This is a genomic window from Desulfitobacterium sp. LBE, from assembly GCF_007830365.1.
Taxonomy (GTDB): Bacteria; Bacillota; Desulfitobacteriia; order Desulfitobacteriales; family Desulfitobacteriaceae; genus Desulfitobacterium; species Desulfitobacterium hafniense.
On sequence record NZ_VLKD01000001.1, the window covers coordinates 1518903 to 1545401 of the forward strand.

Annotated in this window: 16 protein-coding genes and 1 pseudogene; 5 read left to right on the forward strand and 12 right to left on the reverse strand. The window is 50.1% G+C overall.

Annotation, left to right across the window (positions count from 1 at the left end):
* Positions 1-88: 88 nt before the first annotated feature.
* The 3 genes from DESLBE_RS07330 to DESLBE_RS07340 form a co-directional block, all read right to left on the reverse strand.
* Complete coding sequence (locus DESLBE_RS07330) at positions 89-1834, reverse strand: ABC transporter ATP-binding protein (RefSeq protein WP_144676024.1); 1746 nt, start codon at positions 1832-1834, stop codon at positions 89-91.
* Positions 1827-3641, reverse strand: coding sequence for an ABC transporter ATP-binding protein (locus DESLBE_RS07335; RefSeq protein ID WP_144676026.1), 1815 nt, complete (start codon positions 3639-3641; stop codon positions 1827-1829). The genes DESLBE_RS07330 and DESLBE_RS07335 overlap by 8 nt, the downstream gene beginning before the upstream one ends.
* A 268-nt stretch (positions 3642-3909) precedes the next feature.
* Complete coding sequence (locus tag DESLBE_RS07340) at positions 3910-4530, reverse strand: TetR/AcrR family transcriptional regulator (RefSeq protein WP_005809017.1); 621 nt, start codon at positions 4528-4530, stop codon at positions 3910-3912.
* A 180-nt stretch (positions 4531-4710) separates the two neighbouring features.
* Between DESLBE_RS07340 and DESLBE_RS07345 the strand changes: the two genes are divergently transcribed.
* Positions 4711-5421 (forward strand): DUF421 domain-containing protein, encoded by a 711-nt coding sequence (locus tag DESLBE_RS07345; protein WP_144676028.1) that lies wholly within the window; start codon positions 4711-4713, stop codon positions 5419-5421.
* A gap of 90 nt (positions 5422-5511) precedes the next feature.
* Here the strand turns inward: DESLBE_RS07345 and DESLBE_RS07350 are convergent, their stop codons facing one another.
* A complete protein-coding gene (locus tag DESLBE_RS07350; protein WP_144676030.1) occupies positions 5512-13299 on the reverse strand; it encodes a DUF4073 domain-containing protein in 7788 nt (2595 codons plus the stop codon).
* Positions 13300-13668: 369 nt separating this feature from the next.
* On the opposite strand from DESLBE_RS07350, the gene DESLBE_RS07355 reads away from it, so the two are divergent.
* The 3 genes from DESLBE_RS07355 to DESLBE_RS07365 are packed head-to-tail and all read left to right on the forward strand — an operon-like array spanning position 13669 to position 16586.
* Positions 13669-14037 carry a BlaI/MecI/CopY family transcriptional regulator gene (locus DESLBE_RS07355; protein WP_144676032.1) on the forward strand — a complete coding sequence of 123 codons (369 nt, stop codon included), beginning with the start codon at positions 13669-13671 and terminating at the stop codon, positions 14035-14037.
* Positions 14038-15951, forward strand: coding sequence for a M56 family metallopeptidase (locus DESLBE_RS07360; RefSeq protein WP_144676034.1), 1914 nt, complete (start codon positions 14038-14040; stop codon positions 15949-15951).
* Between the two features lie 50 nt (positions 15952-16001).
* Positions 16002-16586, forward strand: a complete 585-nt coding sequence (locus DESLBE_RS07365) for a DNA-3-methyladenine glycosylase I (protein WP_144676036.1) — start codon at positions 16002-16004, stop codon at positions 16584-16586.
* Between the two features lie 85 nt (positions 16587-16671).
* On the opposite strand, the gene DESLBE_RS26935 is transcribed toward DESLBE_RS07365, so the two are convergent.
* The 4 genes and pseudogenes from DESLBE_RS26935 to moaA form a co-directional block, all read right to left on the reverse strand.
* Positions 16672-18450: a hypothetical protein gene (locus tag DESLBE_RS26935; RefSeq protein ID WP_243131252.1), complete on the reverse strand. Its 1779-nt coding sequence runs from the start codon at positions 18448-18450 to the stop codon at positions 16672-16674.
* A 10-nt stretch (positions 18451-18460) separates the two neighbouring features.
* Positions 18461-18895 carry an ATP-binding protein gene (locus DESLBE_RS26810; RefSeq protein ID WP_202980543.1) on the reverse strand — a complete coding sequence of 145 codons (435 nt, stop codon included), beginning with the start codon at positions 18893-18895 and terminating at the stop codon, positions 18461-18463.
* Between the two features lie 217 nt (positions 18896-19112).
* Positions 19113-19487: pseudogene (locus tag DESLBE_RS07375) on the reverse strand (Rpn family recombination-promoting nuclease/putative transposase); the annotation flags it as partial.
* Between the two features lie 134 nt (positions 19488-19621).
* Positions 19622-20581, reverse strand: a complete 960-nt coding sequence (moaA, locus tag DESLBE_RS07380; RefSeq protein WP_015943757.1) for a GTP 3',8-cyclase MoaA — start codon at positions 20579-20581, stop codon at positions 19622-19624.
* Positions 20582-21015: 434 nt separating this feature from the next.
* Here moaA and DESLBE_RS07385 point away from each other — a divergent pair, with 434 nt between their 5' ends.
* Positions 21016-21771, forward strand: coding sequence for a type II toxin-antitoxin system prevent-host-death family antitoxin (locus tag DESLBE_RS07385; protein ID WP_144676040.1), 756 nt, complete (start codon positions 21016-21018; stop codon positions 21769-21771).
* A 203-nt stretch (positions 21772-21974) separates the two neighbouring features.
* On the opposite strand, the gene DESLBE_RS07390 is transcribed toward DESLBE_RS07385, so the two are convergent.
* From DESLBE_RS07390 to DESLBE_RS07405, 4 genes are all read right to left on the reverse strand, one after another.
* Entirely contained in the window at positions 21975-22919 is a 945-nt protein-coding gene (locus DESLBE_RS07390) for a hypothetical protein (RefSeq protein ID WP_144676042.1), read from the reverse strand.
* 3 nt (positions 22920-22922) lie between these two features.
* Positions 22923-24371 (reverse strand): sodium:solute symporter, encoded by a 1449-nt coding sequence (locus tag DESLBE_RS07395; protein WP_144676044.1) that lies wholly within the window; start codon positions 24369-24371, stop codon positions 22923-22925.
* 87 nt (positions 24372-24458) lie between these two features.
* On the reverse strand, positions 24459-25454 hold the full coding sequence (locus DESLBE_RS07400; protein ID WP_144676046.1) for a radical SAM protein: 996 nt from the start codon (positions 25452-25454) through the stop codon (positions 24459-24461).
* Positions 25455-25495: 41 nt separating this feature from the next.
* On the reverse strand, positions 25496-26491 hold the full coding sequence (locus tag DESLBE_RS07405) for a radical SAM protein (RefSeq protein WP_172625401.1): 996 nt from the start codon (positions 26489-26491) through the stop codon (positions 25496-25498).
* Positions 26492-26499: the final 8 nt, after the last annotated feature.

Below are 26499 nucleotides of genomic sequence, written 5' to 3' on the forward strand. Positions count from 1 at the left end.
AGACGGACTATCAGCTTTACGCCGATAGTCCGTCTTTGGTTGTCACATTCCCCTTGCCTACGGCCCGATCTGAATGCTCCCTTTTTTCTTACCGCACCGACCAGCCCAAACTTTCCTGCTGGATGTTAAAGAGCTTTTTATACAGACCGTTTTTCTCAAGAAGGTTCTCATGAGTTCCCTCTTCAGCCACTCTCCCCTGGTCCAGGACAATAATCTTGTCGGCGTTGCGGATGGTGCGCAGACGGTGGGCGATGACAATCACCGTTTTGCCCCGGATCAGACGGGAAATGGCCTGCTGGATGGCGGCCTCGCTCTCCGGATCCAGAGAAGCGGTGGCTTCGTCCAGCATGACGATGGGAGCATCCTTCAGCAAAGCCCTGGCAATGGAGAGGCGCTGGCGTTCGCCGCCGGATAAAGTGGAACCGTTCTCACCCAAAAGGGTATCATACCCCTCGGGCATCCGGCTGATAAACTCGTCGCAGCGGGCGGCTTGGGCGGCGGCCAGAACCTCCTCCCGGGAAGCCTCCATGTTGCCGATGCGGATGTTGTTGTAGACAGTGTCGTTGAACAGGACCACATCCTGAAAGACAAAGCTCATATAGCTCATCAGATGCTCCGGGTCCAAGGTCCTGACATCCACTCCCCCCACGGTGATCCGGCCCCCGCTCACATCCCAGAAGCGGGCAATCAGCTTGGACACCGTGCTTTTGCCGCTGCCGGAAGGCCCCACCAGGGCCGTTATTCCTCCGGCGGGAATGGTTGCGGTCATATGGTGGATGGCCCCTTCCCCTTCCCGGTTATATTGGAAATCCACCTTTTCAAAATTAATGGTAAAGTCCTTAAGCTCCAGCTCCTTGTTCCCTTCCATGGGCTGGATGCTCATCAGCTTCTGCATGCGCTTTACGGCGATGCGGTGATACAGAAACTCCGGCAAAAGAGCCAGTTCGGTTACGATGGGACCATAGATGCGCACCACAACCAGCATATACAGCAGCATGGGCACAAATTCAATCTGACCTCCGGTGAGCAGGGTTGTTCCTATCAACACGGTAAGACCGATGCCTGCCTGCAGAACCACCTGAGCGCCGGTCACGAACACCCCGGTACCGAACTCCATGGCTATAGCCAGTTTTTTCATGGTCCGCAGGGCTTTTTCCAAGGCACTGAACTTCTCTCCGTCCAGATTGCAGGCGCGAATGACCTTGATTCCTTCAATATATTCCTGCACCTGTCCGGCCGCCGCCATCTTGGCCTCCAGGTGCTTTTTGTGAAGCTTGCCATAGAATCTGCGGCTGATAAAAATAATAGCGAAGGCCAGGGGCACCGTGATAAAGATGGCCAAAGCCATCCGCCAATCATAGAAGGCCATCATCACACAAATCACGGTGACCGAGATGGCATTCGCTGCAATCTGGGGCACCACATGGCTGAGGACATGTTCGCTGGTGGCCACATCATCCATCAGATGGGTGGTGACTTCGGAAATATCTTTATCATTAAAAAAGCTCATGGGCAGCTTGCGGATCTGCTCCGCCAGAGTAACCCGGGTATTCTCGCTTTCCAGATAAGACACGATATAAGTCTTTTTATAATCGTTTCTCAGGCTGAGGAAGATGAGCAAGGCCGCCAGAATCCCGGCCCCCAAAAGCATCCACATTTTCGTCCAGGCTACCTCTCCCCCGGAAAGAGGTTTGATCAATTCTATAATCATCTGGATCATGACGATAAAAGAAAGCATCATGGAAAAATTGCTCAGGGTGCAGGCGGCAATGGCCTTTTTCAGATCCTTGTAGCCTTTATCGGTCAGCATAAAAGCGGCTTGTAATTTAGGCATGAGCGAAAACCTCCTCCTGACTCATCGTCCAGCTGGCGGTGTCCATATAGGTCTTCCACATCGCGGCGTATTTGCCGCCCCTGGCCAGCAATTCCTCATGGGTTCCTTCCTCGCACACCTTGCCTTCCTCCACTACCACGATCTTATCCGCACCCTGGACCGTAGACAGGCGGTGAGCGATCATAATCACAGTTTTATCCTTCATCAGCCTTTCAAAGGCCTTTTGAATCAGATGCTCATTTTCCGGATCGGCAAAAGCCGTGGCTTCGTCCAGCACCACTATAGGAGCATCCTTGACAATGGCCCGGGCGATGGCAATCCGCTGCTTTTCCCCCCCTGACAAATGCACTCCTCTGGTGCCGATCACCGTGTCATACTCCTGGGGCAGCTTCATAATAAAGTCATGGCATTGGGCGGCTTGGGCCGCTTCCCTGACCTCCTGATCGGAAGCCTGGGGGTTGCCCATCCGGATATTGTCCATGACACTTTGTTTAAAAAGGAACACATCCTGAAAGACAAACGTCACCTTCTCCATCAGGTAATGGCTGTTCATCTGCCGCACATCCACACCGCCGATGGTGATCTGTCCCCCGCTGACATCAAAAAACCGGGGAATCAAATGGGCGATGGTGCTTTTACCCCCGCCGGAAGGGCCCACAATAGCCGTGATCTGCCCCTGCTTCGCCGCAAAGCTCACTCCGGAAAGAGCCTCGGTTTTCTTATCTTTGTCGTAAGAAAACACCACATCCCCAAAGTTCACATCATACCCGGTCACCGTTTGGGGATTAGCCGGCTGAGGGAGCTCCGGTTCCGCCAAGACCCTATCCATGGCCTCCACCCCGCCGATGATCTTCATGGCGTTGCCGTTGACATACATAATCTTCATCAGAATCGTAGCCACCGACTGGACAAAAATCAGATAGAAAATAAAATTGCTTAAAAAACCGATATAGTCCGTGGTTCTCATCCCGATGAAAATTCCCACCGGCACCACAAAAAGATAGATATTGTTAACCAGGGCGACAAACGCCGAAAAAGAGTTTTGCCAGCTTAAGGTGTAAGGGATGACCATGGAGGTATAGGCCTTGATGGTGTCATGAAGACGGCGGAAGGAATAGACCGTCTGCCGGAAAGCCTTCACCACCGAAATTCCTCGCACATACTCCACCGAAGCGTTGTTCATATCCTCCAGAGAGGCCTGATATTTTTTCATCATGGCCTTGGACCCTTCATTGCCATAGACGGACATCTGGATCAAAAAAGCGACGATAATTCCCGCCAGGGCCGCCAGCCCCAGCCGCCAGTCCACCGCCAGCAGAATCACGATCATCACCACCGGCGCCACAAAAACGGCCACCAGATCGGGTAGTTGGTGGGCAATGAACCCTTCCACCTTTTCAATATTGTCATCGGTGATTTTCCGCAGCTTGCCGCTGCCGATCATCACATGAAAACCCAGGGGAACCTTGGCCAGATGGGTGGCAAAGTTGACCTTCAGTTCGTACAGGGTGCCAAAGGCCGCCAGATGGGAGCAGCTCAGGGCCCCGAAATAAAGCAGAATATTTCCCACCACTCCGCCAAAGGCCAGCCAGCCATAGCGAATCATCAGAGCACTGTTCAGGACCTCCAGATCCGGCAAAGCGGTTAAGACTTCCTTCACAATCAGATAGATAGCGATATAGGGCACAAAGCTCACAATGGATGCCAGGGCCGATAATACTCCGGCGCCAATGATCAGCGGTTTTTTGGTACCGGCAAGTTCCAGCAGACGCGCCGTGCCGGTTTTTTGCTTCCCAGCGGATGACATAACAGATATCTCCCCTTTCAGTGAACAGCTCTTTTTTGGGTTAGTTCAAGTAATCAACTCTGGTTAGCTCAAATTAGTGCAAGGAATCGGCTTTAGTTAGCCAAAGCTAACCTTGTGTTAAAAAAATAAACCCCTGCGGTGAAACTTTCCTGCCTCCTTTCTCTTCCTGGGTTAGCGTAAGCTTCTTAGGTTAACAGCCCCTTCGGTTAGCTTATGCTAACCAACTGGTTTTATATTCCCCCTTTCCTATAGAGTTGGAAAGAGGGAGTTATGCACCGATAAACAGTTTTTTCCATCCTGCCGCAAAAAAGCGGAAGATACTGCTGGTATACTCCACAGCCCGCTCCCGGGGAACATCGTGAAGCACCATCTCGAAAAAGGCGGAAAACTGCGCGTTAACAAAAATGTGAATTACTTCTCTGGAGACATCCTTGATCATGTAGCCCTTTTCCCGGGCCAGTCGGATATACTCCAAGGTCATATCCACTTCCATCTCGATCAGGATATGGACAAAGCTCTCATAAGCGGTTTTTTCCGCTGCCGAGAGGAGCAATTTAAAGACCTCCAGATGGTCATAGATATATTCTGTCCACCTCAGCAGACTTTGCTCCGAGGAAGACCAGTTATGGTCAAAATCATAGGAGTCTTGCCCCCGGAGATAGTCCTCCCCTTGCTGCCGGAACATTTGGATAAAGCCATGAAAACAAGGAGCCACCAAAGCCTCAAATAAGGCGGCCTTGTCTGTAAAATGACGGTACAGCGCACCGGTCGTCACCTCGGCCCCCGTGGCAATCTTGCGCAGCGAGGCAGCGGAGAAGCCCTTGGCCAAAAATTCAGCTTGAGCGCTTTTCAAAATAGCTTCCCGTGTCTGTTCTCCGTCACGAACCATGTCCTGAGTACCTCCATGCTTTACATTAAGATAACACCGTTATCTTAATCCTTAACAGTTATTTTGTCAAGGACCTTCGGCAAATTATTGCTATTCTTCTTCTTCTCAAAGTCTGCATGTTCGACCGGTCTTTGGGCTCATAATACCATAATAAGCATAAAAACGAAGGAGTGAACAGATTTGGATTACTTAATTATCGCGCTCCGCATTATCTCTGTTATGGCACTGTTCCTGTTTTTGGTTCTGAAAACCGGCCGGCGCAAGATCGCCGAGCTTCCTGTCTATGACTTTTTATCGATTATCGTGCTGGGCAGCGTGATCGGCGCCGATATTGCGGAGCCCAATATTCCTCATCTCCCCGTCTTATTCGCGGTAGTACTCATCATAGCCCTGCAATATCTGGTAAGCTCCCTCTTGATCAACAACAAAAAAATCGCCCGTAAAATCACCTTCGGCCCCACTGTCATCATCCAGAACGGCCAGTTTATCAAAGCCAACATGAAAAGACTGAAATACTCCATCGAAACTGTCCTGATGGTATTGAGGGAAAAGGATATCTTCGACTTAAATGAGGTTGAATATGCTATCGTCGAAGGCAGCGGCAGTATCAGCGTTCTTAAAAAACCTCAGTATCTGCCCTTGACTCCTTCGGACATGAAGCTTAAGCCTGACGCCAAAGGCCTGCCTCTTCCTCTGATTATTGATGGCAAGGTCCAGGACGGCAATCTTCAGCAACTCAAGCGTGACCGCTCCTGGCTCGCTGCAGAATTGGCTCAGGCCGGTATCCCTGATTTCAGTGAGGTGTTTTACGCCGATTGCACCAGGGAGGGCAGATTATACATATCAAAAATAGTGCAGGCCAAAAACTTCCATGATGACTTCACGTTATAGTTACCTGTAAGCAAGCACTCCCTATCCGGTTTTGAGCGGATAGGGAGTGCTTGGATTATATGTGCCGGTCTTTAATTGTTGTGTGCCATTCTACTTAATGAGCTCCTTCAGCTTCTGCTCTATCTCGGCATTGATGACCGCCTCTCCCCCAAATATTGTGGCTCCGGTCATCTCCCTTGACTTTAAGTAGTCTATGACGTCATTGGGTATCGTGTCGTTCAGCAATAAGATGGGGGCATTATGGTTGGCTGCATAGACACTGCCCGCCAGGGCATCGGGGAAGTTGTTGCCCGTAGCGATGCCGATGTTTTTGCCGGATAAGTTAAAGTACTTTGCCACGGCCAGAGAAGTCTGATACCGGTCTACTCCCCCAATTCTGACGATGTTTTCTTGCTTCAGGGAGGTTAATTGAGCCACTTCATCTTCAACCTGCTGGCTGATGACTCCTTCCAACCCGATGATATAGACTTTGATGGGTTTGATCTGAGCTAGTTTGTTTTTTACCCCTTCACTGATGCCGTTTTTCTCCACCAGGAGAATGGGGCTTTGGATGGCGGCGGCGGCACTGCTTACGGATAAAGCATCGGGATAGTTTCCGCCATAAGCCAGGATGACCGGCCTGCCTTGTTCTACTTTAAGTTCTTCAGCGATCTTCAGAGCTGTTTCGTAGCGGTTGGCTCCGCCTAATCGGATGATCTGGCTGTATCCATGGGCTTGGATTGTCTCTTCTACTGCTGCCGGGACGGCACCGGTGCCTCCCAGGATAGTGATGGTTCCTGCTGTTTCTACATGCTCTTTCAGATAGTTCAACAGGCTCTCCTGATCCTGGGCTGTGCTGCCTACCAGCAGCAGAGGAGCATTGAGTTTGTAAGCCAGGACGCTTCCCGCCAGGGCATCCGGGTAATTATTGGCTGTGGCTAAAACTACATTGGCGACTTTGCCCGAATAATTGGCTTGAGCGATGGCGATGGCCGTCTCCACCCGGTTGGAGCCGAAAAGCCGTTGGACTCCGCTCAGGGATTGATGCATTTTGAAATCCCATTTGACGATGTCCTGCTCTACGGTGATGATGGGGCTTTTGTAGCGTTCATAGCCTGCTTGGGTGGCTAAGAGATAGTAGTCCGACTGGGGAAAGACCATATAGGCATAGGCGCCATAACTGTTACTGACCTGGGGATTGGCATTGTCGTTGGGCTCAAACCCGGTAAGGGTCGGCAGCGCCACCAGGGTATCCGGGGTTTTGCCGCCGGCCCGGTTGCGGGCGGTATCGGCATAGTAGAGTTTGACGTCCACTCCGGTGATAGGCTGGTTGGTGGCGGAGTCCAGGATGATGCCATAGGGGTCGATTAAGGTGCTGGTCAAACTGATGGCTCCGTCCTTGTCTACTTTGACCTCAATTCTCCCAATGGCAATTTTCTGTCCGTTGCCCAGATCAAAGGTGACCTTAAATTGGGATTCGGTTCCGTTGGCCAGATTTTTCACCTGGATGGTGCCGTCGGCGGACAGGCTGATGGAGGAGGCTGTTCCTTGGTCGGGAGTAAAACCTACTTTGTCAAGATTGCCGAACTCCGTTCTGGTGCCGTCGGGTTTCTTTTCCAGGATGGCTTCCTGGGATTTGAAGGAGAGGGTCTTGGTGCCATTGCTGTCGTTGGTGATCTGGGCATTGATGGTTTTCGTGGTTGAGTTGGCGTGGCTGTCGGTGACATTCACCGGGATTGCGGCAGGGTTTGCCGGTGTTGTGGGTTGTGTTGGGGTGGGAGCCGGAGTTGAGGGCGAAGAGTCGTCATCGTCATCATTGCGTGAGTCTGCCGCCCGGTTGATAGTTACTGCATAGTATTGGACGGTGGTTCCGTCCTGGGCTGTGACTTTGATGTAGGCTGTGGTGGCTCCTCCGGAAGTAAGAGCCAGGGTGGAACTTCCTGTTACTTCTTGAGTGAAGGCTGCATTGGTGTACAGCTTCACTGTGGCGTTGGCTGCTGCTCCTATGTCTGTAAGTCCGATACTGGCTTTGGCATGGGCTACGTTCACAGAGGCAGTCTTCGGTGCTTCTTTTGTGCCGGCCTCAGTACCCGCTGTGATCGCCGTTCCTGCTAGAGTGGCAATTCCTGCGTCATTGCTTTCGGTTAAGACAATAGCATATGCTTTTAAAGTTACTCCATCTTCGGCCAGCACCGCTAATTTGTCTCCTTTGGCAAGCTTGGCAGCCGCAGCTTTAGCCGTTGCATTGGCAAAATCCGTAGGACTCGCCATTGGTGTTCCTTCCGGGACGATCTTCCACGCTGCATTTTCATGCTTATTCAAATTGCCGAGGAAGCTTTCTACCGTAACATCTGTATGAATAACGGCGGTATTTGATTGGATGGTATTTCCGCTGATATTATAGGAGGTTGCCTTTGCTGTTACAGCAGCATCCTCTGAAAGATTTACTGTAAAGGTCAACGTGGTTGCAGGTCCCGCCGGATTGCTTCCGCTTGCTTTTATCCTGACCTGCACTGTTTGATTTCCTGTAAATATTGGCGGATTTGCGGAATCATAGGCTGTCCATGTTGTTCCCCCATTTGTGGAATATTCCATGGTATTGTCTGCACCTGTGATCTGATTGGTCAGATCGTTTGCTGTCACATTCGGCGATGCTACTTCATCGTCCATTATGGTCAGGGTGGCGCTGCTCTGACCCAATGCCGCTCCGCCTGCGGCATTGCTCAGGGTGAGGTTCACCGTCTCATTTCCTTCCAGAATAGCATCTTGAATGATTGCTACAGTGAAGGTCTTGCTTGCCGCATCTCCGTCTGCAAAGCTCAGTGTCCCGCTGGCAGCTGTGTAGTCAGTTCCCGCTGTGGCTGTTCCATCACTGGTAGCATAATCCACCGACACCGCTCCGTCACTGCCGCCGGTCCGGGTGACGGTAATGGTCACGCTGCCGCCGCCTTCTCCGATAGTGTAGGCCGCATTGCTGAATGCCAATACTCCCGGCTGGGTTGCCTGTCCAATTATAATCTCCGCCGAATCTGAGCCAGCATGATACAGATCGTTTCCGGCAAGGCGCACCACATAGGTGCCTGCCGAAAGCCCGGTGATCTCACCGGAAGTGTTGGCGGTGACTGCCGTATAAGCACCCCCGTCTTTTTTATGTTCGTAGAGCCTGTTGGGTATCAGTCCGGTAATTTTACCGTCGCTTCCGCCATAGCTGCCTGCATCGGTTTTCCCCAGTCCGGCGGGGACATCCTGAGTTCCCTTATCCACAGTAATCGTGGCGGTTATTTTTGCGCCGGCCTGATGGGTAGATGTTTCCGCTGTTGTAAGGCCAATTTCTATGGTTCCTGCTTCGGTGACCGTAAGGAGGTTACCTGAAATGGTTCCTGCTCCGGTGCCGCCTTCCTCTATCGTAAAGGTTTGTGCGCCTGCGCTGGAATCCACCGTAAACAATCCGGACACGGCGGTAAGATCGATCTCCGTTCCGGCATAGGCAACGGTTGCAGCACCGGCTGTGTTGTTTACCGGCAACTTATCTTCCCACTGCGCATAATAGGTAGCTGATGAATTGGTTGCAGACGTTACCTTGCTGCCGCCGGTACCTGCTGTATACCAGCCCTTAAAAGGAGAATCCCCTTTTGTTGGTGCATTGAAAGTAGTTGCCAAGGTATCGCCATTAAACAAATACTCCGTTTTAGCGGCGGTATCACCATCAATATTTCCGCCGTTCAGATTGTAGGTAATTCTCTGCGGGATTGCACAAAGATATGCTCCGTATATCCAGGGCTGAAGGCCCGGGATATTACCATAGTCCTGATAGCGTACTACAGTCAGCAGTAAACTCTTACTTCCACTGCGAATGTCTATTTGGGAGCCTTCAGAATAGGTACCAAATGCCTTATAATTGCCATTGTCTATATACCAAGAACCACCAGCGTTAATTAATTCTAATGGCGTGGTTGTTCCAAGCCACCACACACCCGCATTGACATCAGCTATATTTGTATAGTCTTCACAATCTCCAAAATCCACAACATACACCAATGTATATTCACTTGGAATAACAGGAACATTTGTAATAGTCGCATATCCGTGCTTATCAAATACTACTGTGGGTGAAATCTCCTGTCTTGTTTCACTTGGTGTAAAAGTTACTGTTGCATTCACTTTATAGTAAAGGGTGGTGCTTTCGTCCTGGGCTACCACTTTGATGATGAAGAAGTCCCCGTTGCTGATGGCTTCGTTTCCATAAGGAGCTGCACCTGTAAAAGCTGCTTCATCCGGAGATGCCCCCGAAGCATATTTGACCACCTTCACTGTTGCATTGCTGTCGTTGGAATCGAACAACGTTACATAGGAACCTGTATTGCTGGTATCCGCTGCCTGTGCCGCAGTGAGGGTCACTGAGCCTGCCACTACAGAGGCCAGTGCCGCATGGGATGTTCCCAGATCTGTCACGGTCTGGCCTTTGACCGTCGGAAATGCTTTCAGCGTTGCATCATTGCTTAAGGCTGCTTCCCTGCTGATAGTGACCGCATAGTATTTGATGGTGGTTTCGTCTTGCGCCGTGACCTTGATGTAGGCTGGGGTGGCTCCTCCTTCGATGAGAGCTAGAGTGGAACTTCCTGTTATCTCTTGGGTAAATTCTGCATCGGTGTAAAGGTTCACTGTGGCGTTGGCTGCTGCCCCTATATCTGACAGCCCTAATTCTGCCTTGGCATTAGCTACACTTATTGAAGCGGTCTTCGGTGCTTCTAATGTGCCGGCCTCACTGCCCGCTGTGACAGCTTCTCCTGCTATAGTGGCAATGCTCGCATCATTGCTTAAAGCTGCCGCTCGGTTGACAGTCACGGCATAGTATTGGACGGTGGTTCCGTCTTGGGCTGTGACCTTGATGTAGGCTGGGGTAGCTCCTCCTGAGGTAAGCGCCAGGGTGGAGCTTCCTGTTACTTCTTGGCTAAAGTCTGCGTCAGTATACAGCTGTGCTGTGGCGTTGGCTGCTGCTCCTATGTCGGTAAGTCCGATGCTGGATTTGGCATGGGCTACGTTCACAGAAGCGGTCTTCGGCACTTCTTTTGTGCCGGCTTGATTGCCCGCTGTGATCGCCGTTCCTGCTAGAGTGGCCATCCCTGCGTCATTGCTTAACGCTGCCGCCCGGTTGACAGTCACGGCATAGTATTGGACGGTGGTTCCGTCTTGGGCTGTGACCTTGATATAGGCTGTGGTGGCTCCCCCTGCGGTAAGCGCCAGGGTGAAGCTTCCTGTTACCTCTTGGGTAAAGTCTACGTCGGAGTACAGCTGCGCTGTGGCGTTGGCTGCTGCCCCTATATCTGACAGCCCTAATTCTGCCTTGGCATGGGCTACATTGATGGAGGCGGTCTTCGGCGCCCCAATAATTCCTGCTTCACCGCCTGCCGTGATGCTCTGGTCTAGAACACTGTCTAAGCTCGCATCATTGGAAAGAGGATCCGTTGTCAGGTCAGTTATATTACGTAAATCCAGATTGTCTATGCTATAAACAGCAGCGTCCGAAGATACTCCGGTATACGTTAATGTAAAGCTACTTATTCCGGTAAAGCCCGTTCCTGAAAAATTCAGTAACTTATACGTTGCATTACCCAAAGTAGATGCGATACTTCCTGAAGCTGATCCGCCTTTATTTGTTGAAACAACATAATCGCTGCCTGGACCTGTTATATCTGCAACCTGATTATACAAATCAAAGGACTCAAGATCAAAGATCTTTCCTGGTATGAAAACAGTAAGTTCGATAGGCCCTCTATGATTTACATTTGACACAAACCATGATTCTCCATCGAAATTCGCACTGCCTACCATCCCATCTTCTGGTGGGGCGCCTGCTCCTGTCACTGAAATATCAAGAGTATAGCCGCCTTCAGTCCACTGGGCATGAGTTGGAGTCAGGAACTCCTCTGAACCCTTATCGAGATCGAATGTGAAAACTTGTGACCCCGCATTAGTTGATTCAGGTGTTACCGTTACGTTGACCCGATAATATAGGGTTGTAGTTCCGTCTTGTGCTACCACCTTGATAATGAAGAAGTCCCCGTCGCTGATGGCTTCATCTTCATAAGGCGCAGCATTGGTAACGGCCGCCTCATCCGGAGAAGCTCCCAATGCATATTTGACCACCTTTACTGTGGCGTTACTGTCGTTCTTGTCAAATAACGTCACATAGGAGCCTGCATTGCTGGTATCTGCTGCCTGCTCCGCGCTTAGCGTAACCGAACCTGCCCCTGCAAAGGCCAGTGCTCCATTGGGTGTTCCCAGATCGGTCACGGTCTGGCCTTTCACCGTCGGAGAGGCTTTCAGCGTTGCGTCGCCGCCGAGGTTAGCCGACAGAAATGCTGCCAGCTCACCGCTTGCAGACCATGTTGCAATAACAAAGGCCATCTTGTTCACATCTGATGTAACAGCATTCTGGATGGCTGGTCCCGGGTCCACATCTGCAGTATCACTAATTTTAAGTATAACCCTTGCTTCATTGTTAGGGGCCATTTCAACATCTACAAAACTGTCTTCCCCTGATCCTCCCACAGATTTAACCCACTGGGTTGTGCCTGAGGAATTCAGCTTCCATAGGAATGCGTCGGTATTTCCGGCGCAGACGAGGCTTTCTCCATCAATGGAATGGGTTCCGGCAATGTTAATGGTTCCGGCAGCATATATATTGTCCATGGTATCCAAAAATACTCTTGTAACCATCTCGCTACCTGAACCAGTACCGGTTGCCAGCTTATACCATACCAGATCTCCTGAAGGATCCAGCTTTGCTACAAAACCATCCACACCATTGCCTGTCAATGAGGTCGTCCCTGTTCCCGGGTCTATATCAAAACTAGCGGCAGGGGCACTAAAGTCGCCCACAACAATTAGATTGCCGGAAGAATCCACCGCAACCTGAGCTATATGTTCGTTTCCGTTCGTTGAGGCCATTGTTTTAAACCACTGTAAAGTTCCTGCGGAACTAATTTTTAAAATATAGCTGTCCATTCCAATGGTACCTAAACGATTGTATAGAGTACCTCCAATATTCATTTTATAAAAGGTTCCCGTCGCATAAACATCGCCTGTCGAATCGTTTGCAGCAATTCCCAGGGCACTAGGATCACCGCCTAAATTTTGCCCTGTCACAGACCACACAATATTCCCGTTATTATTTAACTTCATAACATAAATATTCTTTCCTGCTCCTTCTGTAAAAGCAGCCGATGTTCCATCCCTTCCGGTTACGGTCGCGGATCCAGTGTAGATTCCTGTCGTGTACACATTTCCGCTTGAATCAACAGCCAGTCTGGTCACCGATGAGGCAGCGCTTCCGGCAATTCCAATTGACCACTGATAATTTCCGTTCATATCGAATTTGGCAATAAATCCTGTTGTATAGGTTTGGTTTCCCGATAACTCATAGATGCCATCCTGATCAACATCAAGTTCTCCAAAAAAGGTTCCACCGATGAAAACATTGCCGGATGAATCCACTTTAATGCTTGTTCCAACGTCTCCATAATAAGGGCTCTGTTTGGGGGATCCTATTGCCTTAGCCCATACCAAAGCTCCTGTTGGAGCATACTTAGCGACAAAAATTGTATTAAGGCTGCCGTCGGATTTGGTTAGTATAGTGCCTCCAAAATCAACTGATCCCGATGCTACATGATCTGTAAATTTGCCGACGACATAAGAGTTGCCAGCGCTGTCTGTAGCCCCTCCCTGGGCGGTGCAGTTGCTGGTTGTTTCCATCGCCTTCACATTGATAAATGAAGGCGGAGCCGCATACACCGGCGTACTTCCCATGAAGCCCTGCAAAAGAAGCAGCAGGGACAGTATCACACTTACTAATCCGCGGGTTCCTTTTCCCCTTCGCTTGTTTCCTTCCTTTGTCATATAATCGCATTCCTCCTCTAAATAGCTTTGATGATTAAGAAATTCATATTGTTAATAGTTAAGATCCTTTTCTTCTTTGCTTTTCTTTTGCCATTATGGCCCCCTTTTAACTCTTTATTGGTCTCTCCATGCCTTATGGACAAAAATAGCTTATTTATAATTGTAGCAAGCACTTCTCTCAAAAAACTCTCAAACCTTATAAGATATTTTTGGTGAAAAAAGTCACACATAGGATATATGTGTCCATTCTTGCTTTGGCGATATTGCCAAAGGGGCAGGAAATAATTTTTGAACTACTTAGTTGACAAAACCCGTTTTACACTTGTAAAATTAAATCATTCGACATTTGTAAAATAAGGAGCAGCGACTATGACAGACCTACAAAAACTTCCCGACAGTGAGCTGGAAATTATGATGATTATCTGGGATGCGGATGAAGGAGTAACCTCCGATTACATTATGGATCGCCTGGATAAGACCTGGCAGAAAACCACCGTGCTTAATTTTCTAAGCCGGCTTGGCGACCGCGGCTTTTTAACAGTTCATAAGCAAGGCCGATTCAATGTTTATGAAGCCCTGGTAAAAAAAGAGGATTATCTGCAAAAGGAAAGCAAGACATTTTTGCAGAGAATGCACCACAATTCCCTGACCAGCCTGGTTGCCTCCCTCTATGACGGTGCCGGCATTTCCAAGGAAGATTTGCAGGAACTGAAAAAGTTTATCGAGGAGGCGGAATAAATGCTGGGGAATATTCTCCTGGTTTCCCTCACCCTGTCGCCGGTCATTATCTTGCTGCTCATGATTTCGCCGTGGTTACATAAAAGATACAGCGCCCAATGGTGTTACCTTGTCTGGCTTGTATTAGCGCTCCGTCTGATCATTCCTTGGCGGTTTGAACTGCCTAATGCCCCTGTCAATCTACCCACACCGCCCCAGCAAACGATTATGTTTCAACAAGACGGCAGGCAAGGCCTGTTCATCGGCAATGGCCACCTGGAGAACAGCCATAACCCGCCTGCAGCTGCATCCGGTTCAACCTCAACCCCAGTCTCTGCACCCGGTTCAGCCTCAGTCTCCGCCTCCGTCCCTGATTCAGTTTCAACTTCGTCCATAGCCGCAGCAGATCACACCTCCGTGATCACCCTGCAGGAACTATTGCTTGTCGTTTGGGCCTTGGGGGCCGTGTCCTTCTTCCTGTTCCATCTGATCAGCTATACACGGTTCAGGAGAAAAATCAGGCCGTATTGCCGCAAGACCGATTCCGCGGTGCCGGACAGCGTTTTCGAAAGTGTCTTGCTTGACCTGAAAATCAAAAGCAGGCCCCAGCTTCTCAGCTGTTCTGAAATCGCAAGCCCCATGCTGACAGGCTTTTTCAAGCCGGCAATCTTATTGCCTGACCTGGAGTATACCCGGGAGGAATTGTCCCTCGTCCTGCAGCATGAGCTTACCCATTACAAACGGGGCGATACCTGGTATAAGCTGCTTTTGCTGGCGGCCAATGCCGTCCACTGGTTCAATCCTCTCGTCTATTTCATGGTCAAGGCGGCCAACCGGGATCTGGAGTATTCCTGCGATGATCTGGTGGTCAAAAACAGCGACCTGAGTTTCAGAAAAGAATATTCCCTTACCATTTTGAAAACAATGCAAAACCAGCAGCCGCCGGCCCTTTCCACAGGTTTTTCCGCAAGCGGCGAGAATGCCAGGAGCAGATTTGCCAATATTTTAGACGGCCAAAACAAAAAAAGAGGGATTTGGGCCCTGGTTTTGGTGCTGGGTCTGGCCGCTGTCAGCAGCACCCTGGTCGCTTGCAACCAGGTGCAGGCAAGCGTCAATAGCCTGGAAAGCGCCAATAGTCAGGAAAGCAACCCCGTCCGGCTACCGGGCAGTTATGCCGAAAATCTATATCAATATCAAGGCACTGATGTGGACGATAAGGCGAGAGTAAGTGCCCTTGTCCAGGCCCTTCAATTTACGGATTTGTCTGTACAATCTATCGAGATCAAAACGGACAGCGAACCTTATCAGATTACGGTCAATTATCAGGTGGGCAGCCGAGCCGATTATCGCTTTGCCCAGGATACTTTCACCGGCTTAAGCAGAAATGCGGCCGTGCTGTTCAGCTTAATTCCCAAGGCCGACCATATTTCTTTGAATCTTTATGATGAATATGGCGACTTTAGAAGGAGTCCTTATAGCCGGGAGGATTTAGATACATATTACGGCATGGACTATTTTACAGCCGATAGGGTGCACGAAGCCACAGACAGCCTGGAATCCTTTACCAATTACCTGGACCATGTTGCCGCCCTGAAAAACGCAGAGGAATTTTACAGTGAGGATAAGCTGATCAGGAAGCAAAACGAGGAAATGATGAAGCAGATCTATGCTGTGATCGGGGATGACTGCGAACTCATCGCAACCAGCTTCATCACCAACAACCCTATGAATTTTCGGGGAACGATCCCGGAAGCCATGGCCGTGAGTCCCGAAATTCAAAAACTGGCAGAGCAAAACGACCTGCTGGCCCAATACAAAGACAAAGAGATAACCTTCTCTGTCCATATCAGCCGCAATTTTAAAATAAACGGCCCCTATACCAATTATCTGTTTGCTTTTGACGGAGAGAGAATGATTGCTTATATGGAGCTGTAAACAGCTGGCGCCGTGCGCTATATAGATACATTAAAAGAAGGAAGATGACCATGCCAAATGAATTAAAACGCAATGAATTAAACCGCTGCGATTGGGCGGTAAAAAGCAAGCTGGAACAGGAATACCATGATCAGGAATGGGGCGTTCCCGTTCATGATGACAAAAAGCTGTTCAAAATGTTAATTTTGGAGGGTAAGCAGGCAGGGTTGAGCTGGGCTACCATCTTGGCAAAAATGGCTACTCTTTGTGCCGCCTTTGACGATTTTGACCCGGCGATTCTTGTGACTTATGATCAGGCAAAAGTAGAAGAACTTCTCCAAAATAACGGAATTATTAAGAACAGACAAAAAGTCAATGCTGCTATCAGCAACGCCAAAGCATACTTCACAATCTGTGAGCAATTCGGTTCTTTAGACAACTACTTATGGTCCTTCGTCGATCATAAACCTATTGTTAATTCCTGGCTTACCCTGGAGCAGGTTCCCTCCAGCACCTCTGTCTCAGATGCCATCAGCAAAGACTTGAAAAAGCACGGTTTTAAATTTGTCGGAACGACCACCATCTATGCCTTTATGCAGGGTGTGGGGATGGTCAATGACCATTTAGTTTCCTGCTCCTTTTACGAGCGCAATTAGCTTTTGTCATCGAAACCAAGGCCTGTTCAGCCCTTCTGTTTAAAAATCCGGCAATTCTGAGCCGACTCATCTAGATGAATAAATTTCAAAAACGGTAATTTTTAATAATCCCCTCGGATACCTCTTCCACCACATCTTTCCAGAGGTTGACCGGTTCCTTGGCCAGCTCTGTCTGCACCGTCTCCTTTAAAGGGGCCTGGCTGCCGCAGGTTTGACTGTCTTGATAACGCTGTTTAACCTGCCGGACTGCTGCCGCTACCTGATCATCATAGTGATTCTGTTCCAGGATCTCATTGGCGATGACCCGGCCCAATTTGGCTTCAAGGCTTTGCTCCAGGCTCTCCTCCATGATATTTTCCGGCGGTATCACTTTGCCTTGATCGTAAAGCCTGATTTTTCCTTCCAGCCAGGCCAGGAACTGAGGGGTGCTCATAGCATTCAGCTCCACCCTGTGCCCCTGCAGCCAATTCTCCCACCTGGGATCAAGATAGCCGGCCACAGCCCTTTTGCGGCCTGTTTCCACCTCTTCGACCTCCAACCCCATGTCCACCGCTTCTTCAGGGTCCAGCCCCAGATTAATGATCTTGACTTTGCGTCCTGGTCTGGCCCTGGTTTCGTTTTGCAAGGTCTCATAGATGAGGGTGCCATAAGCGTCTGCGTCATGAATGCAGAAAAACGTGATCTCCTCCTCCCCATGTTCCCCAAGGGCATCCAGCAAATCCTTCACCGCCCGGCTGGCGTAACCTTTGCTGGTAAGCAAGGCCAGATCGTATTTCTCCGGGATTTTCTTTTCCTTGAGCACATGAAAGAAGCCCTCTTTTTCAATATACAGGACTTTATTGAAGGTCCAGGCCGGCTTATGGTAATTTTCCACCGCGATGGTGCCGATGGAGATATCCCGGCCGGAATGGGGATGGTACAGGGTTCCCCGCTCATCCCGATACATCAGCGGAATGTCGCCGTGTTCCGCCTCATAGCCGCCGATCAGTTCCTTACAAAAATAAGGATAATCCGGTTCTCTGCCGGTTTCCCTGATCACGTAGGGCCGGACGGCATAATAGAGCTGGCGCAGGCTGAAGCGGTATTCTCCGTTGCCGCTGGCTTTGGCAATGGCTTCCTGCAGGCATTCTCCCACAACTTCTTTCTGGGATCTCTTTTTCCCCGCCACCGCGCCAGACAGGGATTTTTGAGCTCTGCTGAGAGTCTTTTTAACCCCCTCGGCCAACTTCGAGGCGACAACCGAGAGATCCGGCTCTTTCCCGTCCGTCACAATCGGGATATAGGGGGTCATGATATTGCTCAACAAAAAGGCAGGTTTGGCCTTCACATCGCAATACAGGCCGCAGCCAAAAATACTCAGGGTATTCTTATCGTGGTAGGCATTGACCTCGCCGGTTATCGGAGATTTGTTGAGCAGCACCGTGATATGGGGCATATCGGAAGACGCGGCGTAGGTTTCCAGAACAAAGGGGATTTCAGCCTCATGTTCCCCTTTGATCGTCCTGACCTTAAAGGTGCCGGTGGATTTCCAGTAACCGCTCCAGCTCTCCAGGCTGCCGATCTTCCCCAGCCTCTCCGGGTTAATATTTTTAACCGCTCCTCTGAGCTGAGCCAAAAGTGCTTCCGTTTCTGTAAAACTTAAAGCAGCGGCAGGGGTCTTGGTATATTCTCCGGCTATTTTTCCCGCTTTGCTGCCGGTGCAGCCGTCAAACTGGGTGATCAGATCCCGGACCGAACCTCGGAAGGCTTGAAACAATTCAAAGAAATTCTCGCTGGTATACCACCAGGGCGAGGTTTTTCCCCGGTAGATTTCTCCACGGGCATAATCAATGGCCATACTCGCCCAATTTAAATTAAGGGGCATTTCACCCAGATTAAAGCTGATTTTTGTCCCCTCTTCGGGGTAATCCTTTAAGCATTCCGGGAGAGCCGTCCCATCCTTTTGGAAATGGATCCTGTAATGCTTGCCCCGGGTGCAAACATGGAGCTCGCCCCCCCGAGGCGGCCACCGCCCCGGCGACCACACGCAGACCGTTGCCCAATGCCCCTCTGGTGGGCAGACGTAAATACTTGGAGGATCGCAGGGGCCTGCTGATGGAAAACAAATCCGGATCCAGACCGACGCCACGATCCTTGACATAGAATAAATCACCCTCGTAACCAATCTCACAAGCACCGCACAAATCCAGGGCATTATCCACCAATTCTTTGCAGACCAGCATGGATAATTTACTTTCCGGCACCCCTGCTTTTTGAGGCAGTGTCTCCATATTTCTGAACAATTTCCAGTCTTCACGCTCAAATAACATACCCAGACTCAGTCCTCCTGCCTGTCAAGGTCATCCTGAAAGCTCACTGGAATATAATATGCACCTGCAGGAGGAACTGCTTATTCTTTCCGGCGGTATATAATTCAGTATAAATTGAAGCCTAAGAACGAAAAAACCGCTCTTAGGCTTCAATTTATACTCTTTTCCTGGAAATATCCCAACTTAATCCTTCTGAGCCCTGTGCTTCCATTGGAAATCAATCTTTTAAGCTCTTGATATCTTTTTCAGACAACCCTGTCGCTTCGACAACTTTCGTTATTTCAAAGCCCAGGTCTAAGAGCTTTTTGGCTACTTCTGCTTTACCTTCCGCTTTACCTGCTGCTATGCCAGCCGCTCTGCCCTTTTCAAGGGCTTCTTTCAACCGAAGCTCAGCCTCTCTGATGGCTGCTTTTTCATCCAGCACAGCCTTGCGCCGATCAAAATAGGCTTCTCTGATTCTCGGATCATCACTCGTTTCCTCCCAAGCGGTCATCGCTTGATGCAGTACGGGATCTTTCATAGCAATCTCCTCCAATGTCTGCAAGATTTCCTGATTATCCGCTCCTTCCAGGAGCAATAACCAGCGTACCAATCCTACAGCACACTACCCATATTATACCATAATCTTTTCATGCAGACATGATTAATCTCTGTTCGATGGATCATTCAAGGCCAGGCCCATCCTAATGAGTAGGGATGGCCAATGTCAGCTTTAGGCATAGAAGTTCACCCGCCTATCTCATTCATGTTGCGTAAAACCGGCTCATAATCTTCGTTTTGCATCGAGTGTCGATTGGGTTTGGCAAAGACACCATCCAATAAGAATCTTTCGTAATCTTCGCCATAATTGCGGATATCCAATTCAAGATCAGAATGCAGACAGGGTTTAAGCTTACCATCAGGGGTAATTCTAATTCGATTGCAATAGTTGCAGAAATGATTGCTCAAGGGGCTGATGATTCCCACTCTGCCTTTGCTATTGGGAAGTTTATAAAGGCGTGCCACTGCTCCCTGCCCTTTAACAGCTAAAGGCATCAATTGTGGCACTCTTTTTAAAATCTCCGTACCTGACAAAAAATGTTCCCGATCCCAGCCGCTTGCTTCTCCTATGGGCATGAGTTCTATGAAGCGAACTTCAACATCATCTTCCCGGGTCAAATTCACAAATTCTTCGATTTCATCATCATTGAATCCGCCGATAAGGACAACGTTGATCTTCAGAGGCCATAACTTGGCCTCTTTGGCCGCTTGAATTCCTTCAAGGACAGAAGAAAGCTTGCCGCCTCTCGTAATCTGGGAATATTTCTCCGCATCCAAGCTATCGAGGCTAATATTCACTCTTGTTAGTCCCATTTTCTTGAGTTCATCGGCATACCCACTGAGTAAGGTTCCGTTCGTCGTTAGTCCTAAATCTTTTAATCCCCGTGATTTAAGCTGAGCGATCTGATGAATAACGTCGATAATTCCCTTCCTGACAAGAGGTTCTCCTCCTGTAATTCTTATCTTTTGAAAGCCTAAATCAACAGCGCTGAAAGCTATTTGCTCAATTGTTTCGAGGCTGAGAATTTCCTTATGGGCCTTCTTCTTGATTCCCCCTTCCGGCATACAGTAGCTACACCTTAAATTGCACATCCCTGTTACAGATATCCGCAGATAGTTAATATCTCTTCCATGGGAATCCAGCATAATTCCACACTCCTTAAACATAAGGGCTGTCTCTGTTTCTCTAATATAATGCAATTAATATGCCAAGCCGGTATAAGCAAAAGCAAAACCAGCAAACGCCCGTTAAATAAGGGTTTTATGGCCGTTCTCGTAATTATTACAGCAAATTCATTTTTGTCTTTTGTCATTTTTGAAAACTTTTTCTTAAATTGAAACAAATGGGACAAAAGCAAAGCTGCCTTAAACTTTTATGTGTCGAGGCAGCTTTGCCTTTGTCCCTGCTCATTATCACTGACCGTGATTACGCCCTTGGCTTGCATCTTCTGTATGCTTTCCATGGTGAGCAGACTGACCTGGCGATGCCAATACCGCCAAGATAAATAGCCAATTTATTCTTGATTAAATAGCTATAATCATTTATATTAATAGCTAACATGATGAATGGAGGTGGTCCCATGCGGATCAATGCCACGGACCTGCAAAACGCCTTCGGCAAATATCTGGCCCTGACCGAAAAGGAAGATATCATTATCACCAAAAACGGCCGGAGCGTCGCCAAACTCACCCGCTACAACGAACCGGATTATTTTCTGCTCCACGAAGAAGCGCTAAAGTACAAAACGACCAGAAAGATCAGCTACGAAGAGTATAGGGAGCTGGTGGAATCCCCCGATCAGCGCTACGAACTGATCGACGGTGAAGTCTACCTGCTGGCCTCCCCTGCTTTTGACCACCAGGTAGCAGTCAATGAGATCGCCTGGCATTTTTACAATTATTTTAAAGGAAAACCCTGCCGGTCTTTGACCGCGCCCCTGGACGTAAGGCTTTTCGGCTATGCGACTAAATTTGAGGAAGATCCCAATGTGGTGCAGCCGGATATCGTGGTGGTCTGCGACGAAGAGAAAGTCAATGCCGACAACCGCTACGAGGGGATTCCCTCCCTGGTGGTGGAAGTCCTGTCCCCATCCACGAAAGGCAAGGATATGGTGACGAAGTTAAACCTTTACATGAAAAGCGGCGTCCGGGAATACTGGATTGTGGATTTGGCGGAGCAGAGCATCACTCACTATGCTTTTTCCCCGGAAAGGGATATCGAAGGTCTGACCATTTTCCGGGAAGATGAAACCGTCCGATCTCCGCTTTTTCCGGGCCTGGAGATACGCCTGCCGGATCTTTTTGGGGAAATTCGGCCCAAGTCCCGGCAGGACTGAGTAGTAATGCCGGCTCTATACGCTTGCCGTCCCCCTGGGCCAGGTATGTAAAGCCCGCGTCCTTTCGTGGTGTCCGCCGCAGTATCCCGGGGATTGACCCCCGTTTCCGCACCAATGTTGTTGGCGCCGCTAACGGGGTTACCTGTCCAAGATTCGAATCCGGTTTCCAATCTTGGACAGACCTTTTCCCTGCGCGAAGATTTTTATTTGTTATTGCACCTGAGAAATCCTCCCAACAGGGCGTCTTCAATCTCATCTTCAGTGCCTTGGACGATGCGTTCCCGATAGGATACCTCCCCAGGGCTTTCCTGGGGCCATAGGTCATCAAACCATCTTATAAATGCCTCATGATCGTAGCGGAGGGGTAATGCTTCAATATAAAGTCCCCCGACTTTACCGCGATATAAAGCGTCCTGATGGGGCAAAGCTGCAATCCGGGTGATTAAACCGCCAAACTGCCCTTTGAAATTCGGCATACCTGCCGCGCCGTTATTGATGACCGCTCCATGCCCCCAGGCCAGGGCGGCAGGCGCGCAGGTATGTGTTGTCGCCAGCACATCTATCCTGCGCTCGGACATCCAGCGGGCGAGTTCGGTTTGCCGCCCGGCTTCCGCTAAAGATTCCCTGGAGCACTCCCATCCCGCCAGAAACTGTTCATCACCGTGAGAGATCGCCACTCGTTGCTTCCCGACTTCAACAACAGCAACACCGGGGCGCCTTGCCAGCGCAGCTTTATATTCGGGCAGGAACGCAAGCGCCTCTTTTAATTCCCGATGAATGAGATTGGAACGCTCCACGGCCTCCTGGGAAACACAGTCCGGATAAGCGCATCCGCAGCCTGCACCGATGTCGGTTTCCCGTCTGAGTTCCGCCTCCACGTTGCCGATCAGCTTGATGTACGGCTCAGCCAATCTCTCCGTATGGATAAAATCCTGAGCAGTCTTGTCAAACCAGTGCATGTCTCCGTTAACCACCACCAGGGAAGCATTCTCTTCATCAGCTAAAAGCGCAAGGGTTTTCAAGGCTTCCGGATTGCCGTATATCCCGCCGGCCACATAGAGTGTATCACAATGGCCACAAGGTTCGGCCTCAAAAAGTTTGGGCGGCAGGGCATAATCGGCGGGACAGCTTCTTCCTGCTGAAATCATTTCTTAAGCACGCTCCTCTATTTCGCCTGCCGCTGCAATCGCTTCGTGTGCTGAGCCACTCGGTCCACTTTCTTTCGCCTCACGGGCTGAGAGAATCAGCCCCGGAATGATATAACCCAGGGTGCACAAAATGAGCCCGTACAGGTTCACGGCCAGCAGAACCCCATTGGTGCCGCCGCCGATCCCAATGCTTGAGGGAACCGCGCCGACAGTAAAGGCGATACCTAAAACGATACCGGTCCAAAAACTCAAATGAAAACCCAGCCGGGTAGGCTTTACCAATCCGTGCAGCAAAAAGATCGGCGCCAGCCCCATCACCATGGTTCCGCTGATTGTTGTCGCTTTCAAAATATCTGTTCCGACAATCATGGGCAGATTTCCGATTAAAGCAAAGACGAGCATGACAAACATGCCGATAATGCGCGCTTTATTGCCGAAATCTTTTCCTGCCAGGGCGGGCAGCTCCTGGGCGCATAGTTTGGCCAGACTTGAGAAAGTGGAATCCAGAGTCGAACCGGCGGCGGAAATCATAATGACCGCCATGAAGAAGAACATTGCCGTGGACATCACTTTACCCAAGGCAGCAGGAACATTCCCTGAAGACGGCAGACCCAGCAAGGTGTAATGAATGCCGATAAAGCTGAAGATCAAAATAGCGAAAAAACCCAGCACGCCGGAGGCAATAAAAGCTTTCACCATAATTTTTTCTTCACTGATGAAGCCGCGGTCAGTCAAAACCGGGTCGTGAAACGGGTAACTGAAGATCTGCAAAAGTGTTACCAGCAGCATGTCTACACCCGTGCTGAGACCCCACACGCCCGATGAAACATATTCACCGATCGGATGCTTAGGTACAATCCAAGCGATGACGAATACTAAAACCACAACGAATAAAACGGCCTGAATCGTGTCGGTAACAATAGAACTGCGCAACCCTCCCCGCATGGAATAAGCAAGCGTGATAAGCGTAAAGAGCACCGCTCCCCAAATAAATGCCGTGCTGCCGCTGTCACCGTAATAAGCACCAACCACTGAAGAATTGCTCCAAACCTCATTGAACAGGCGAATCAGAATGGCTGCCGAAAAAGCCAGCGCCGCGGCCGGACCGTAATTGGAGGTGAGGAAACTAACCAAACCTTTGGCTGCGAATTTGGTACGCAGGCGATAAATGGCAAAACCGGCCAAAGGTATGCACAGCCAGTACGAGGCGTAGGCAAGTCCGCCTACAATGCCGTACTGAGCGCCCAGATTGGCCGCATTGGTGACGGATTTGGCAAAAATCCAGCTGATAAAGATACTGGCGGTCAATAAGAAGGGTGATGAGGCACGTCCATGCTTATCTTCACCGCGGAAAAAACCGCCCAGTGTTATGACACGAGGAGAAATAGCCATCATAATCATTCCGTAAACAATTAAAAAACCCCAAAATAAGTAGCCTTGAAAACTTTCCATTACGCAATCTCCTTTTTCATCTGATACCATAAACTCTGCTTTATACAGTCGCAACGGTCATTGCTCTTTCGCATCAAGCCGCCATCATCATGCCGAAGCCCCGAACATTACCGACGGTCCCTCCAGAACCTCCCAGCCGGCTTCCCGCAATTCATCCTGACGCAGTTTGACGGTGGAGCCCCTGACAGTATTGGTCTCCGTATCCCGGGGGTTGGAGCCGACTTCCGCCCAGGTCAGATTAACACCGGCCATCGCTCCCATTTCCAGCCCGCCGCAATGTCCCCTCACCTGATAGCCTATGGCCAGCTTTACAGCCGCCAGAATATGGGAGGTTTGAGCGCCTGTCAACACACCGTGAGCTTCCAGAACTGAACCGGGTATATGCACCCGGCCTCCCGCGCCGGCATGCACAGGCCCCATTTCTCTGATCAGCATGGTCTTTTCTACGATCTCTTCTTTGCTATGCTCCGGGCCGATGGGTTCAACTGCCGTTCCTATCAGCAAGCCGGCTTTTTGGGCTGCGGCAATGGTCTTCAGCCTGGTCCGGGGTTCAATAGCCGTGGTCGTTCCCTCCCCCATATGTACCACATGATAAATACCATGAAATCCGGCTTCTTTCAAGGCCCGTGCGCCCTCTTCATCAAAGTCATCCGTATTGGCAATAAACGTGGTCTCCGGCTTCAAGGCTGCCTTGACCTCCCTGGCCATCCGGATAAAATCCGCAAAGGGGTACCTGGCCGTTTCCATCAAATAAACGGCATTGGCGCCGTCCGCTTCCAGGGTCAGACAGCTGGCAATCACTTCCTCCAGCGAGCGTATCACCGGCTGGGGAAAGACTTTGTTGACGGCGGCAAAGGAACAGAATCCGCAGTTTTTGGGGCAGGGACCATTGTCAATGCCTACCTGGGCATGGACCTCCGCCTTCCCTCCGGAAGCCGCCTCGCTCATCTTGCGGGAAGCATAGCGGATCATAAATGATTCTTCGGACAAAGACTGAACGGAAAGCAAACTTAAAAGTTCTCCCTCATTGATCTCTCCCCCGTCCAGGGCTTTATGAATAATCTGGTCGATTTTTTTATCCAACGCTTATTCTCTCCTTTTTAACAGGTTGGGCTTTCTCAATATCACCACCGGTACATTACCGACGGTCCCTCCAGGACCTCCCACCCGGCCTCTGTCAACACTTCCTGGGTATTTTTTACAGTCCAGCCGCGCACCGTGCTTTCGCTGGTATCCCGGGGATTGGAGCCCACCTCGGCCCACAGGAGGCTGGCTCCGGCCATAGCTCCGATCTTATTGGGCTCATGGGTGCAATTTCCTACCACATCGTAACCCACAGCCAGACGGACCGCCGCCAGGATAGGCGCCATTTGCGCATAGGACAACGAGCCATGGGCCGCCAGGGGCGAACCCGGGATATTGACCCGCCGTCCGGCACCGCTGTAAGCCGGTTTCATATCCCGGGTGATGAGGGTCTTTTCCACCAGTTCCTCCAGGGTATGCTCCGGTCCCACCGGCTCCAGGCAGGTTCCAACCTTTAAGCCTGCCTTGGCGGCCAAGTCGATGGTTTGCAGCCTTTTCCGGGGATCAATTTTTGTAATAACACCCTCCCCCAGGCGCACCGCATGGTAAATTCCGTCGAAGCCGCTCTTTTTCAAAGCCCTGGCTTCATCCTCGTCAAAATCCCCCACATTGGCAATCAGGGGAACTGCTGTTTTTAAAGCCTGCTTCACTTCCCTGCCCACCTTCAGGAAATCGGCAAATTTATAGGTAGCGGTGGCCATCAGATAAATGGCGTTGGCACCTCCCGCTTCGAAATTCAAGCAGCTTTCGATAATTTCTTCCAGAGGGCGTACTTTGGAGCTGGTAAAAATCTTATTCATGGCCGCAAAAGAACAGAATTGACAGTCCCGGGGACAGGAACCAGAGTTCAATCCTACCTGGGCATGGACTTCCGCTTTGCCCTTGCAGGCGTCATCGCTCATTTTGCGGGAAGCATATTGAATTAAATAGGATTCTTCAGACAGGTAATCGACAGCAAACAGCGCTCTCAATTCAGCGGCGCCGATTTCTCCGCCGCCCAGAGCCTTATCTACGATTTCACGAATAGTTTTACTCATCATCTCTT